The following is a 12545-nucleotide window of genomic DNA, read 5'->3' on the forward strand; positions in this document are numbered from 1 at the left end:
GGGGCTTCCTTTGAAACGCCGAGGTAGACTGCGCGTCGTGCCCACGCAACCGCTCGTCCGGATCGGAGCCCGCGGCTCCAAGCTTTCGCTGGCCCAGACCGGCATCGTCCAGCGCCGTATCGCCGCCGCCCTCGGCGCCGACCCGACCAACCCCGCCGAGGTGGAGGCGGTCGTCCAGATCGTGGCGATCACCACCACCGGCGACCGGGTCCAGGACCGCCGGCTGCTGGAGATCGGCGGCAAGGGCATGTTCACCAAGGAGATCGAGGAGGCGCTGCTGACCGGCGCCATCGACTGCGCGGTGCACTCGATGAAGGATATGCCGGCGCTGCTGCCGGAGGGATTGTGCATCGCCGCGATCCCCGAGCGCGAGGATCCGCGCGACGCCTTCCTGAGCCACAAGGTCGAGAAGCTGGAGGACTTGCCGCAGGGCGCGATCCTCGGCACCGCCTCGCTGCGCCGCCAGGCCCAGGCGCTGAATCGCCGGCCCGACCTCGACGTGCGGATGCTGCGCGGCAATGTCGGCACGCGCCTGGACAAGCTAGCCGCCGGCGAAGCCGACGCCATCCTGCTGGCCATGTCCGGGCTCAACCGCCTGGGGCTCGGCCATCTGCCGCAGAGCCTGCTCGACCCGGTCGCCTATCCGCCGGCCCCCGGGCAGGGCGCGCTGGCCATCGAGACCCGGCTCAGCGACATCGGCAAGCCGTGGCTGGAGGCCATCCGTCACGCCCCGACCGCGGTCGCGGTGTCGGCCGAGCGCGGCGCCCTGACGGCGCTGGAAGGATCATGCAAGACCGCGATCGGCGCCTATGCGCGGCTGTCGGGCGGCTCGCTGCACCTGATCGTCGAGGCGCTGTCGGCCGACGGGGCGCACAAATTCCGTCACGAGGGCTCGGCCGAACTGTCGGCCTCGCCCGACCCGCAGGAGGCGGCGCGGGCGCTGGGCCTGTCACTGGGAGCGGCGGTGAAGGCCGAGGGCGGCGATTTGATTCTCCCGCCGGAATAGCCGCCTTTTTGCAATGCAGCGGATTGATTCAGGCGCGGCGCCTCTCCAGGGTTGCAGCTGAGCCATGAGCAGTCAGCGTCCCCTGAAGATCTGGATCACCCGCGCGCAGCCGGGGGCCGAGGCCACGGCCGCGCGGGTGCGCGCGCTGGGCCACGCGCCGTTCGTCGCCCCGCTGCTGGCCGTGCGGATGGTCGAGGACCCGCAGATCGACCTGGAGGGCGTCAAGGCCCTGGCCTTCACCAGCGCCAACGGGCTGCGCGCCTTCGCCCAGGCCTGCGCGGACCGCTCGCTGCAGGTGTTCGCGGTCGGGGCCGCCACCGCCCAGGCCGCGCGCGAGGTCGGTTTCCGACGGGTGCTGTCGGCGGACGGCGACGTGGCCGCCCTGGCCGAGGGGATCGCTGCGCGACGGAACGAGATCGGCGGGGCGGTGCTGCATCCGGGCGCGGCCGAGCTGGCCGGGGATCTGGCCGGGGCGCTGGCCCGGGCCGGGGTCGAGGTCCGCGCCCTGACCCTCTACGACACCGCCCCGGCGGTGCTGGAGCCGGACCAGGTCGCAGGGCTCGGCGAGGTGGATGTCGCGCTCGTGCATTCGGCCAAGGGCGCTCGGGCACTGGCCGCCGTGCTGGCGGTCCATCCGCAGCCGCGGCTCAAGGTGCTGGGGCTGTCCAAGGCGGTGCTGGCGCCGTTGGCCGGCGTCCCGCTCGCGGGCCTGACCTCCGCGCCCTTTCCGCTCGAAGCGGCGCTGCTGAATCTGATAGACCGTTCAACATGAGCGACCAGCTGTCCGCCCCGCGCGATCCTGGCTCCTACGGCTCGCGCCGCCGCACCGGCCTTGGGGTCGGCGCCCTCGTCCTGTTCGGGATCGCCTGCGTAGCCGGCGGCTACAGCCTGGCGCGGTTCGGTCCGACCCTGCCCGAGCTCTATCCTGACAAGCCGCGCGCCGGCACGGTCGCCGAGATCGCGCCGCTGGCCGCGCCTGCGCCGGCATCGCCGGTCGACGAGGCGCCGCCGCCCAGCGATCCGATCGCCGCGATCGCCCCGAGCCACGACACTGCGACCGTCAGCCGTCTCGATGCGCTTGAGGCCGACCGTGGACGGCTGGCCACCGCCTCGGCCTCGGCGCTGGCGGCCAGCGCGCTGATGCAGGCGGCGCAGGGCTCGCGGCCGTTCGCGCCGGAGGTCAAGGCGGTGGCCGACCTGGCCCCGTCGCTGGACCTGCGCGCGCTGCAGGCTGACGCCGAGCGCGGGGCGCCCAGCCGCGCGGCCCTGGCCGCCAGCTTCCCCGACTACGCCGCGCGCGCCGCTTCGGCCGCTCGCGCGCCGGGCGACGGCGCCGGGGTGCTGGCCCGGGTCGGCCATGCGCTGAGCCGGGTGGTGGCGCTGCGCCGGGTCGGCGAGGTGCCGGGCGATGGTCCCGACGCGATCCTGGCGCGGGCCGAGCGGCAGATCGACGACGGCGACATTGTCGGGGCCCTGGCGACCCTGGAGGCGCTGCCGGCCGACGCCCGCGATGCGCTGGGCCCATGGCGCGACCGGGCCGAGCGCCGCGCCAAGATCGACCGCGAGATCGTCCGGATCCGCGCCCAGGCGCTGCAGGAGCTGTCGCAGCTGGCGCGGAGCGGCGGATGATCCGCACGGCGGTCATCCTGTTCCTGGTCGCCGCCCTCGCGACCGCCATGCTGGCGATCACCGGCGAGCCGGGCCACGCCAGCGTCGTCTGGCTGGGCTGGCGGGCGGACATGACCGCCGCGGCCTTCGTGCTGATCACCCTCTTGGTCGCGCTGTCGGCGATGCTGGCCTGGCGGCTGCTGGTCTGGGCGGCCGAGGCGCCGCGCCGGGCCGAGCGGACGCGCGCCGAGGCCAAGCGGCGGCAGGCCAACGAGGTGCTGACCCGCGGCTTCGTGGCGGTCGCGGCCGGCGACGGGCTGGAGGCGCGGCGGCTGGCCGCGAAAGCCGCCGACCTCGCCGACGAGGCGCCGGGCCTGGTGCGGGTGCTGGCGGCCCAGGCGGCCGAGGCCGCCGGCGACGCGGTCGCCGCCCAGGCCGCCTACACCGCCATGCTCAGCCTGCCTGACATGCGGCTGGCCGGGCGCAAGGGGCTGATGCAGCTGGCGCTGGCCCAGGGCGACCGGGCCGCCGCCACGACCCACGCCGAGGCCGCCTATGGCGAGCCGCGCACCGCCCGCTGGGCCTGGCGTGCGGTGCTCGAGGCGCGGCTGGAGGCCAGCGACTGGGACGGCGCACGCGAGCTGGCCAAGGGCGCGTTGGAGCGCAAGATCATCTCGCCGCTGGTCGCCGACCGGGCGCGGGCCGCGCTGCTCGCCGCCTCGGCCGCCCAGCTCGAAGCCGACGCCGATCCCAAGCGCCGCGCCCAGGCGCTGGAGCGCGCGGTCGAAGCCGCCAAGCTGCAGCCGGGCTTCGCGCCCGGGGTGGTGATGGCCGCGCGCCTGCTAAGCGGCGACGGCAAGGCCGGCCGCGCGGCGCAGGCGCTGGAGAACGCCTGGAAGGCCGCGCCGCATCCGGCGCTGTGGTTGGCCTATCGCGACCTGAAGACCGACGAGACCCCGCGCCAGCGCGGCGAGCGGCTGTGGCGGCTGGCCGCGCTGAACCCGGGCGAGCGCGAGAGCCGCATCCTGCTGGTCGAACAGGCGCTGATCGCCGGCGACCCCGAGCGGGCCCAAGAGGCGGCCCGGGAGCTGGCCTCCGAACCCGTCACCGCCCGCATCGCCGGGCTGTTTGCGCGCGCCGCCTTCGCCGCCGGCCAGCCGGACGAGGCGCGGGTCTGGATGGCCCGCGGGCTCGGCGCGCCGCAGGAGCCGGACTGGTCCGATCTCGACCCCGAGGGCCGCGCCTTCGCCTACCAGCCGGCCGACTGGGCCCGGTTGGTGGTCAGCTTCGCCGAGAGCGGCGAGCTGATCCATCCGCGCCACGAGCGGCGCGAGCGGACCCTGGGCGAGCTGCCTGAATTGCCGATTTCCTATGCCGATTCAGCAGTTTTGCTGGCCGGGCACGAGGCGGCGTCGACCCCCTACGACATCGCCGACGGTGTCTATGAGGACGACGAGCCGCCGCCGCCGCCGGCCCCGCGCGGCGGTGATCGACGGCCATCTGGAAGGCGGCGCTTGGCGAGCGCGCCGAGAGTCGCTAAGTAGGCGCTCCCTCGCAGGCCAAATCGGCCGGCGAGCGCGTACCAGGCCGCTTTAGCTCAGCTGGTAGAGCACCTCATTCGTAATGAGGGGGTCACAGGTTCGAGTCCTGTAAGCGGCACCATCTCCCTGACATCGACGTCACGACACCGGTTGGCGGCCAGGCTGTGCGCGACCTGTGCATGGTCCACGAAAAAGGGCGCGGCTGGAGCCGCGCCCTTCGTTCGGTGAGCCGGGGTCGGTCCCTTAGGTGTTCGGGGCCGGGGCCGGGGCGGCCGGAGCCGCCGGCTTGGCGGCCGGCTTGGCCGGGTCGGGCTTGTACTTGTCGTTGTAGGTGATCTTGTCCTGCGCGCCTTTGCGGATCGCTTCAATCTGGCGGTTGACGGCCTCCTGGGTGCGCATCTGCTTCAGGCCGGCGGTGGCGTAGTTGATCGCCCGCTCGCCGGTGAACGGCAGGGTGCGGCTCTCGCGGATCTGGTTGACGAACACGGCGTTGCCGCGCGGGAAGATGAAGATCTCGCCGGCCGGCAGCTTCATCAGGGTCTGGGTCAGGCCCTCCGGCGCGTTCAGCGTGTCGAGCACGGTGGTGGTGCGCTGGAAGTCGAGGTTCTCGCGGCCGAGCACGGCCTCGACCTGCTCAAGCGTGGTCAGCGGTTCGAACTGCTTCATCAGTTCGGGGCTGAACTTGCCGACCACGATCTGGTCGACGACCATCACGCGGCGGTCGGCGAACATGTGCGGATGCTCGGCGACGAACTTCTCGGCCTCGGCGCGCGAGGGGTTGACCACGGTCGAGGCGACCTTGCGCTGCATGGCGCCGACCAGCATCGATTCCTTGGCCTGCATTTCCTGCTGGGCGAAGGCCGGGGTCTTGTCGAGCTTCTGTTCCTTGGCGGTCTGGGCCAGCAGCTTGCGGGTGATGATCGACTGCAGCGCGGCCTGTTCCATCGCCTTGCGCTGGGTCGCGTCCGCCGCGGACGCGCCGCCGAGCTCGCGGTTGAGTTCGGTGACCGTAATCTCCTCGCCGTTCACCGTGGCGACGACCTGACCCTTGGGGGCCTTGGAGCCGCCGCCGATCATGCCGCAGCCGCTCATGGCCACGCAGGCGAGCAGCGCTGCGCCATGAGTCCAGTTCAATTTCATCGGTTTCTCCCCGAGTAAGCCGTACAGGCCTCGCCGATAGCGGCGCACCACGTTGGCGGGCGCCGGTCAACCTTGGCTGGCCGTTGCTCTGTTTAACCCTGAAACATCTTAAGCTGTCACGAACAGCGATCTTCGGCGAGCCGTGACCGGGCTGCGACGAAGCGCGCCGGCGGCGGCGCGCGCGTCAGGGTGGTTTTCGTGCCGATTGGTGTTGCAACTCAAGGCCGGACACGGGAAAACGCCAGCCGCACCGCGCGGCCAGCGCCGCGGCGGGTCCGCCGACGAGGTCCCCAGTCCCAACCGATGAGCGACGAACCCAAGCGCCGCCCGATTCTGTCCCTGAAGAATCCTCCGAAGGTCGTCGTGCCCGAGGGGCCGAAGCGCCCTGCGCCGCCGCCAGCCCCGCCGCCTCCGCCGCAGTACGACTGGAAGTGCAAGCCCTGCGGCGCGGGGCTGTCGATCGAAGATCACCTGACCGACGAGGTCGTGATCCGCTGCCCGTCGTGCAACGCCAAGCTCGGCACGGTCGCCGATTTCCGCGCCGACCCGCCGCCGACCCGCCTGCGGGCGCGCCCGACCAAGCGCGCCTAGCGTCCTGGGCGGGTCAGCCGCCGACCACCTGCGACATCACCGGTCCGATCTCGTCGTGCAGCACGATGTCGGCCACCGCGTCCTGGTCGGTGGGCTCACGGTTGACGATCGCCAGGGTCGCGCCGTTGCGCTTGGCCATCAGCGGGAAGCCGGCGGCCGGATAAACCACCAGAGACGAGCCGAGCACCAGGAAGAGGTCGCAGCCGAGAGTCTGGGCCTCCGCTCGGTCCATCGGCTCCGGCGGCATCGACTGGCCGAACGAGATGGTCGCCGATTTCACCAGGCCGCCGCAGGCGCGACAGACCGGGATTTCGCCGCGCTGGGTGAAGCTTTCGCGAAAATCTTCGAACTCGTGACGCAGGCCGCAGGCCAGGCAGCGCGCATAGTGCGCATTGCCGTGCAGCTCGATGACCTTGTCGTCCGGCACTCCGGACTCCTGGTGCAGGTTGTCGACGTTCTGGGTGATGACCGCGCTGGCCCTACCGTCGGCGACCAGCTTGGCGACGGCGGTATGGCCGTCGTTGGGGCGCGCGCCGGTCCACTTGGCGGCGCCGGAGAACACGCGCGTCCAGGCCTCGCGGCGGCGGGCCTCGTCGCCGACGAACTCCTGGAAGTAGATCGGCTTCATCTTGCTCCACACCCCGCCAGGGCTGCGGAAATCGGGCACGCCGGACTCGGTGGAGATGCCGGCCCCGGTAAACACCACGATGCGGCGCGCCTTCGCGATCGCCTCCGCCAGCTGCGCGCGTCCGGCCATATGTCTCCTCCTTGCCGCCCTCGGCGTCAGAAAGAGGGGTAGCGCGTCGCGGCCCGCAACGCCACGCCGGTATGGCTGGGATTTTCAAAGGTATTACCTGGCGTTGGCGCCAAGTATTACCGTCGATCGTCGATATAATCGACATTAATGTGTCGCGTATGTGGCCCATCTAGACTTTGCCTGCGACAATCTGTCAGGCCATCATTAATCACGATTAATAATCCAGAAGCCTGTGAGTGCTTCAATGATCTGATCTGTACTGTTTGGTGGCTCACAGTGAATTTCAGTAACGCGCGTATTTCCGCGAAGTTGATCATGGCGTTCGCCGTGATCCTTTCAGTTTTCACCTTGGCCTCCGCGGCCGTGTTCATGAGCCTCAGCGCCACCGTGAAGGCGGCCGAGCAGAACAATGTGAGCAATCTCAACATCCAGGACGTGACCGCAGTGCTCAATCACGCGGTCGAACAACAGAACGCGGCGCGCGGTTTCGCGGCGACGCGCAACGCTGACTTCCTGAAGAACTACGAAACTGACGGCGCGACCGCCGACAAGAGCCTGGAAGCTTTCGCCGGCCGCACGACGCGGCCCGAGCAGAAGGAGCGCGCGACGCGCCTGAAAGCCGAACTCGCGGCATGGCGCACCAGGAACGACGAGATCATCGCCCTGGCGCGGGACCCGGCTACGGAGTTCCAGGCGTTGGCGATGATCGACGAAGTGCGCCTGCTGAAGGTGCGTGAAGTCCAGGGCGAAATCCTCACCGCCCAACGCAAGCTTGTCGCCGAGCGCTGGCGCCAGCAGCAGGACGCGATTTCCCAGGCGCGCATGACCCTTGTCGGCGGCAGCCTGATCGCGATCCTCGCCGCTGCGGCCATGGCCTGGCTGCTGTCGCGGGCCATCGCCACCCCGGTCAGCGCCATGACGCGGACGATGGACCGGCTGGCCGGCGGCGATAACACCGTCGAGGTGCCGGCGGTCGGCCGCAAGGACGAGATCGGCCAGATGGCTAACGCCGTGCTGGCCTTCAAGGAGGCCGCGATTCAGAAAATGCGGGTCGAGGCCGAGGTCGCCGAACAGCGCGCCGCCGCCGAGCTCGAGCGCCAGGCCCGCGAAGAGGAGAAGGCCCGCGAGGCCGAGCAGGACGCGATCGCCATCGGCTCGCTGGCCGAAGCACTGGGCAAGTTGGCCCATGGCGACCTGACCTATCGCATCACCGCCGCCTTCGCGCCGAAGGCCGAGCAGTTGAAGACCGACTTCAACGCCGCCGTCGCGACCTTGCAGAACACCATGAAGGTGATCAGCGGCAACACCACGAGCATGCGCTCGGGCGCCGGCGAGATTAGCCAGGCCGCCGACGACCTGTCGCGCCGCACCGAACAGCAGGCCGCCAGCCTGGAAGAGACCGCCGCGGCGCTGGACCAGATCACCGCCACGGTCCGCAAGACCGCCGAGGGCGCCAACCACGCCCGCGAAGTGGTCGAGACCGCCCGCACCGATGCCGAGCGCAGCGCCAACATCGTGCAGCGGGCGACCGCGGCGATGGGCGAGATCGAGGACAGCTCCAAGCAGATCGGCCAGATCATCGGCGTGATCGACGAGATCGCCTTCCAGACCAACCTGCTGGCCCTGAACGCAGGGGTCGAAGCGGCCCGCGCCGGCGACGCCGGCAAAGGCTTCGCGGTCGTCGCCTCCGAGGTCCGGGCCCTGGCCCAGCGCTCGGCCGAGGCGGCCAAGGAGATCAAGACCCTGATCAACGCCTCCAGCGCCCAGGTCGGCCAGGGCGTCGACCTGGTGGCCGAGACCGGCAAGGCGCTGCAGCGCATCGCCTCCCAAGTGGCCGAGATCAACGCCTCGGTATCCGAGATCGCGGCCAGCGCCCAGGAGCAGGCGGTCGGCCTGCAGCAGGTCAACACCGCCGTTAATCAGATGGATCAGGTTACGCAGCAGAATGCGGCCATGGTCGAAGAGTCCACAGCCGCCAGCCATGCGCTCGCCAATGAAGCCGTCGAGCTCGCCCGTCTCATGGGCCAGTTCTCGATCGGCCAGGACCAAGGCCGCCCGATCGTCAGCAAAACCTCTGCGCCGCGCATCAGCAAGCCTGTCGCGACGCGGGGACTCAGCTCCGGCGCCGCCACCGCGGCGAAGCTCGAGCCGGTCGGAGAAACCGACACTTGGGAGGAATTCTGATGGAAGCCCAAACGCGCATCCCTTCGCCGGGCGCCGAGTTGATCTCGGTCCGCATCGGCGAGCAGGCTTATGCGATCGACATCATGGCTGTGCGCGAAATCCGCGGTTGGTCGGCGGCCACGCCGCTGCCGCACGCTCCGTCGCACGTGTTGGGGATGATGAACCTGCGCGGCGCGATCCTGCCGGTCATCGACCTCGGCGCGCGGCTGGGCCTTGGCCCGGCCAATCCCAGCGCCTCGTCGGTGGTGGTGGTGGCGCAGATCGGCGAGGCCCAGATGGGCCTGGTGGTCGATGCGGTGTCCGACATCCTGACCGTGACCGAGGGGCTGATCCAGCCGCCGCCGGAAGTCGGCAGTCCGGAATCGACCGCCTATGTCAGCGGCGTGATGACCACCGACACCGGGATCGTCTCGCTGTTGTCGCTTGACCACATCCTGCCGCCGGACATCGCGGCCGCAGCCTAAAGCCGGTCCGCCAGGGACCAGTGCAGTTCAGTCAGTCGTCGGGGGTATTTTAAAGTGCTGGCTCGTCTATCCATCGCATGGAAACTCATGCTTGCGGCTGGCTGCGCCATCGGCGCGCTGCTGCTGCTGGCCGCGGCCCTGGTGGCCGCCAACGCCAGCGGCATCGTCCGCGACCTGTCCAATGACAACGCGCAGGCCCTGGCCGGCAAGGCCGCCGCCGAGGTGGCCAGCGACATCGGCGAGATCCAGGGTCTGGGCCGCTCGATGGCCCAGACCCTGGGCGCCGCCCACGCCGCCGGCGTGCGCGACCGCAAGGTGCTGAGCGAGATGATCAAGCCGGCGGCTTCGGCCTCGCCGATGATCCTCGGCGCCTGGTTCATGGAGATCCCCAACGCGCTGGACGGCCAGGACGAGGCCCATATGGGCCAGGTGGACTCCGGCTCCAACAAGCTCGGTCAATTCACGCCCTACTGGGTGAACAACAACGGCTCGCTGAGCCTGGAGCCGCTGGACACCGGCAGCGACTACGACCAGCCTTTCTACCAGACCAGCTTCAAGAGCCAGAAGGCGGCGATCGTCGAGCCCTATCCCTACGAGGTGGGCGGCAAGACCATCTCGATGACCTCGGTCACCTTCCCGGTGATGTCGAACGGCCAGCTGATCGGCGTGGCCGGCATCGACCTGGCGCTGGACGACGTCTCCAAGCAGCTCGACGCTCTGCGCCCGTTCGGCGACGGCCGGGTCATGCTGGTCTCGCCGGCCGCCAATTGGGTCTCGCACCCCGACGCCAAGCTGCGCATGAAGCCCTACGCCGACACCGGCGCGGCCGAACTCAAGGGCGCGATGTCGAGCGGCCAGTCCGTGCTGCTCAGCGGCCTGGACCAGCCGGCCGGCAAGGTCGAGCGTCTGGTCACGCCGGCCCCGCTGCCGGGCCTGAACTCGACCTGGGCGGTGGTCATGGACGTGCCGACCAAGCACATCACCGGCCCGGCCCGCCAACTGGCGATTTGGCTGGCGGTCGGCGGTGTGGTGATCCTGGGCCTGGTGCTCGGCGCGCTGTTCATCGCGGTCGGCAAGCTGGTGCGTCAGCCGCTGGCCGGCATCACCGCCGCGGTGGGCGAACTTTCCGCCGGGCGCTACGAGAAGCCGGTGGGCGGCGCCGACAAGCATGACGAGGTGGGCGAGATCGCCCGCGCCCTCGAAGGCTTCCGCCATGGCCTGGCCGAGAACCGCGCCCTGCGGGCCGGCCAGGAAGCGGCCAACGCCCAGGCCGAGGCCGAGCGGCGCCGGTCGGAGGCCGAGCGCGCCGCGGTGGCTGAACAGCAGGCCGTCGTGGTCACCGCCCTGGCCAAGGCGCTCGAGCGCCTGGCGCACGGCGACCTGACCGCCCGGGTCGAGGCCCAGGTGTCTCCGGAATACGAGGCGCTGAAGCACGACTTCAACGTCGCCATGAGCCAGCTGCAGAACACCATGGGTGTCGTGGTCGGGGCGACCTCGTCCATGCGCTCGGGCGCCGACGAGATCAGCAAGGCGGCCGACGATCTGTCGCGCCGCACCGAGCAGCAGGCGGCCAGCCTGGAAGAAACCGCCGCGGCGCTGGACCAGATCACGGCCACGGTCCGCAAGACCGCCGAGGGCGCCAACCACGCCCAGGGCGTGGTCGCCACCGCCCGCTCGAACGCCGCCGAAAGCGCCGACGTCGTGCAGCGGGCGACCGCGGCGATGGGCCAGATCGAAGACAGCTCCAAGCAGATCGGTCAGATCATCGGCGTGATCGACGAGATCGCCTTCCAGACCAACCTGCTGGCCCTGAACGCGGGGGTCGAAGCCGCCCGCGCCGGCGACGCCGGCAAGGGCTTCGCGGTCGTCGCCTCCGAGGTCCGGGCCCTGGCCCAGCGTTCGGCCGAGGCGGCCAAGGAGATCAAGACCCTGATCAACGCCTCGAGCGCCCAGGTCGGCCAGGGCGTCAGTCTGGTGGCCGACACCGGCAAGGCGCTGCAGCTGATCGTCAGCCAGGTGGCCGAGATCAACGGCATCGTCACCGAGATCGCGGCTAGCGCCCAGGAGCAGGCGGTCGGCCTGCAGCAGGTCAACACCGCCGTCAACCAGATGGACCAAGTGACCCAGCAGAACGCCGCCATGGTCGAGGAATCGACCGCCGCCAGCCACTCGCTGGCCGGCGAGGCGGTCGAGCTGGCCCGCCTGATCGGCCAGTTCAAGACCGACGAGCAGGGCGCCGCCGCGGCGTCGACTCGTGCGCCCGCGCCCGCGCCGCGCGCGGCTCCGGTCAAGCGCGTCGCGGTCGGCGGCGGCCGCAGCCTGCCGGCGGCCGAGGAAGAGGGCTGGGAGGAGTTTTAGGCTCGCCCCTTATCGCTCACCCCGGCGAAGGCCGGGGTTCTGGCGGCGCTTCGGCCACGGCTGGAGCGCCGTTTGCGTGCCTGGCTAGGCGCTCGGCGGCGGGCCAAGCGCGGCGTGCGCCGCCGGCTCGTCCAGGCCGTCGATCTCGATCATCTTCAGGCGTGCGGTCTCGCCGGCGACGATGCGCACCGATGACTTGGGCCGCTTCAGGGTCTTGGCCAACAGGGCGACCAGCGCCGCATTGGCCGCGCCCTCGCTGGGCGGGGCGCTGACCCTGATCTTCAGATAGGGGCGGCCCTCCGGATCGAGGGCCCAGCCGTCCACGCCGTCGCGACCACCCTTGGGCGTCAGCCGCACGGCCAGGCGCACCGGTCTAGCCGAGGCCCATCAGTGCGCCGGCCGCGGCCGGCAGCAGGTAGCGCTGGATGCCCGAGATCACCAGGATCGCGATCACCGGGCTGATGTCGACGCCGCCGAGCGACGGAATGATCTTCTGGAACGGGGCCAGCACCGGTCGCGTCACCGCGTCGAGGAAGCGGGCGACGTTGTAGACGAACTGGTTGCGCAGATTGATCACGTCGAAGGCGACGAGCCAGGACAGGATGGCGCTGGCGATCAGCGCGAACACCAGCAATCCGAGCAGCGCGTCGATGATGAAGAAGACAAATCCGACCAGCGGGGCCATCAGAAAATCCGAGTGGAAAGGGCCTCCTGTATCGACTGGCGCGGCGGCGCTGGCAAGTCGCGACGCCGCATCGGCGATCAGCCGCTTGACAGACCCCGCCTTCGCCTCCTAAGTCCGCGCCTCCTGGGGCCGTAGCTCAGTTGGTAGAGCGCCTCGTTCGCAATGAGGAGGTCAGGGGTTCGACTCCCCTCGGCTCCACCAATTCCTCGCG

At 70.5% G+C, this 12545-nt stretch carries 12 protein-coding genes and 2 tRNA genes; 10 read left to right on the top strand and 4 right to left on the bottom strand.

Annotated elements, in window-relative coordinates; translation table 11 throughout:
- Window positions 1-37: 37 nt before the first annotated feature.
- The 5 genes from hemC to O4N75_RS01235 all read left to right on the top strand — a co-directional run bounded on the left by hemC (window position 38) and on the right by O4N75_RS01235 (window position 4276).
- Window positions 38-1006 (top strand): hydroxymethylbilane synthase, encoded by a 969-nt coding sequence (gene hemC / locus O4N75_RS01215; protein ID WP_269627590.1) that lies wholly within the window; start codon window positions 38-40, stop codon window positions 1004-1006.
- A 64-nt stretch (window positions 1007-1070) separates the two neighbouring features.
- Window positions 1071-1778 (top strand): uroporphyrinogen-III synthase, encoded by a 708-nt coding sequence (locus O4N75_RS01220; RefSeq protein ID WP_269627591.1) that lies wholly within the window; start codon window positions 1071-1073, stop codon window positions 1776-1778.
- Window positions 1775-2635 (top strand): mitofilin family membrane protein, encoded by an 861-nt coding sequence (locus O4N75_RS01225; RefSeq protein WP_269627592.1) that lies wholly within the window; start codon window positions 1775-1777, stop codon window positions 2633-2635. The genes O4N75_RS01220 and O4N75_RS01225 overlap by 4 nt, the downstream gene beginning before the upstream one ends.
- Window positions 2632-4158: a heme biosynthesis HemY N-terminal domain-containing protein gene (locus O4N75_RS01230; RefSeq protein ID WP_269627593.1), complete on the top strand. Its 1527-nt coding sequence runs from the start codon at window positions 2632-2634 to the stop codon at window positions 4156-4158. The genes O4N75_RS01225 and O4N75_RS01230 overlap by 4 nt, the downstream gene beginning before the upstream one ends.
- 42 nt (window positions 4159-4200) lie before the next feature.
- Window positions 4201-4276: transfer RNA gene (locus O4N75_RS01235), tRNA-Thr, on the top strand.
- 122 nt (window positions 4277-4398) lie between these two features.
- Here O4N75_RS01235 and O4N75_RS01240 read toward each other — a convergent pair.
- Entirely contained in the window at window positions 4399-5295 is an 897-nt protein-coding gene (locus O4N75_RS01240; protein ID WP_269627594.1) for a SurA N-terminal domain-containing protein, read from the bottom strand.
- A gap of 303 nt (window positions 5296-5598) precedes the next feature.
- Between O4N75_RS01240 and O4N75_RS01245 the strand changes: the two genes are divergently transcribed.
- Window positions 5599-5886, top strand: a complete 288-nt coding sequence (locus tag O4N75_RS01245) for a hypothetical protein (protein WP_269627595.1) — start codon at window positions 5599-5601, stop codon at window positions 5884-5886.
- 13 nt (window positions 5887-5899) lie between these two features.
- Here the strand turns inward: O4N75_RS01245 and O4N75_RS01250 are convergent, their stop codons facing one another.
- On the bottom strand, window positions 5900-6643 hold the full coding sequence (locus O4N75_RS01250; RefSeq protein WP_269627596.1) for a Sir2 family NAD-dependent protein deacetylase: 744 nt from the start codon (window positions 6641-6643) through the stop codon (window positions 5900-5902).
- 276 nt (window positions 6644-6919) lie between these two features.
- Between O4N75_RS01250 and O4N75_RS01255 the strand changes: the two genes are divergently transcribed.
- The 3 genes from O4N75_RS01255 to O4N75_RS01265 all read left to right on the top strand — a co-directional run bounded on the left by O4N75_RS01255 (window position 6920) and on the right by O4N75_RS01265 (window position 11649).
- Window positions 6920-8827: a methyl-accepting chemotaxis protein gene (locus O4N75_RS01255; protein ID WP_269629418.1), complete on the top strand. Its 1908-nt coding sequence runs from the start codon at window positions 6920-6922 to the stop codon at window positions 8825-8827.
- A complete protein-coding gene (locus tag O4N75_RS01260) occupies window positions 8827-9291 on the top strand; it encodes a chemotaxis protein CheW (RefSeq protein ID WP_269627597.1) in 465 nt (154 codons plus the stop codon). Before O4N75_RS01255 ends, O4N75_RS01260 begins: the two co-directional genes overlap by 1 nt.
- Before the next feature lie 87 nt (window positions 9292-9378).
- Complete coding sequence (locus tag O4N75_RS01265; protein WP_269627598.1) at window positions 9379-11649, top strand: methyl-accepting chemotaxis protein; 2271 nt, start codon at window positions 9379-9381, stop codon at window positions 11647-11649.
- 84 nt (window positions 11650-11733) lie between these two features.
- Here the strand turns inward: O4N75_RS01265 and O4N75_RS01270 are convergent, their stop codons facing one another.
- Both O4N75_RS01270 and O4N75_RS01275 read right to left on the bottom strand, forming a co-directional pair.
- Window positions 11734-12018 (bottom strand): DUF167 family protein, encoded by a 285-nt coding sequence (locus tag O4N75_RS01270; RefSeq protein ID WP_269627599.1) that lies wholly within the window; start codon window positions 12016-12018, stop codon window positions 11734-11736.
- A 4-nt stretch (window positions 12019-12022) separates the two neighbouring features.
- The gene (locus tag O4N75_RS01275; protein WP_269627600.1) at window positions 12023-12334 is read right to left on the bottom strand and encodes a YggT family protein; all 312 of its coding nucleotides are present in this window, start codon (window positions 12332-12334) and stop codon (window positions 12023-12025) included.
- 125 nt (window positions 12335-12459) lie between these two features.
- Between O4N75_RS01275 and O4N75_RS01280 the strand changes: the two genes are divergently transcribed.
- Window positions 12460-12535 (top strand) — tRNA-Ala (locus tag O4N75_RS01280).
- Window positions 12536-12545 lie beyond the last annotated feature (10 nt).

The organism is Phenylobacterium sp. NIBR 498073 (assembly GCF_027286305.1).
Classification (GTDB): Bacteria; Pseudomonadota; Alphaproteobacteria; order Caulobacterales; family Caulobacteraceae; genus Phenylobacterium.

What these genes read in the sequence shown, in the direction of transcription:
- O4N75_RS01245 (WP_269627595.1), top strand. Translation starts at nt 5,599, where the DNA reads ATGAGCGACGAACCCAAGCGCCGCCCGATTCTGTCCCTGAAGAATCCT.
- O4N75_RS01250 (WP_269627596.1), bottom strand. Translation starts at nt 6,643, where the DNA reads ATGGCCGGACGCGCGCAGCTGGCGGAGGCGATCGCGAAGGCGCGCCGC.
- O4N75_RS01225 (WP_269627592.1), top strand. Translation starts at nt 1,775, where the DNA reads ATGAGCGACCAGCTGTCCGCCCCGCGCGATCCTGGCTCCTACGGCTCG.
- O4N75_RS01275 (WP_269627600.1), bottom strand. Translation starts at nt 12,334, where the DNA reads ATGGCCCCGCTGGTCGGATTTGTCTTCTTCATCATCGACGCGCTGCTC.
- O4N75_RS01265 (WP_269627598.1), top strand. Translation starts at nt 9,379, where the DNA reads ATGCTTGCGGCTGGCTGCGCCATCGGCGCGCTGCTGCTGCTGGCCGCG.
- O4N75_RS01230 (WP_269627593.1), top strand. Translation starts at nt 2,632, where the DNA reads ATGATCCGCACGGCGGTCATCCTGTTCCTGGTCGCCGCCCTCGCGACC.
- O4N75_RS01220 (WP_269627591.1), top strand. Translation starts at nt 1,071, where the DNA reads ATGAGCAGTCAGCGTCCCCTGAAGATCTGGATCACCCGCGCGCAGCCG.
- O4N75_RS01260 (WP_269627597.1), top strand. Translation starts at nt 8,827, where the DNA reads ATGGAAGCCCAAACGCGCATCCCTTCGCCGGGCGCCGAGTTGATCTCG.
- O4N75_RS01240 (WP_269627594.1), bottom strand. Translation starts at nt 5,295, where the DNA reads ATGAAATTGAACTGGACTCATGGCGCAGCGCTGCTCGCCTGCGTGGCC.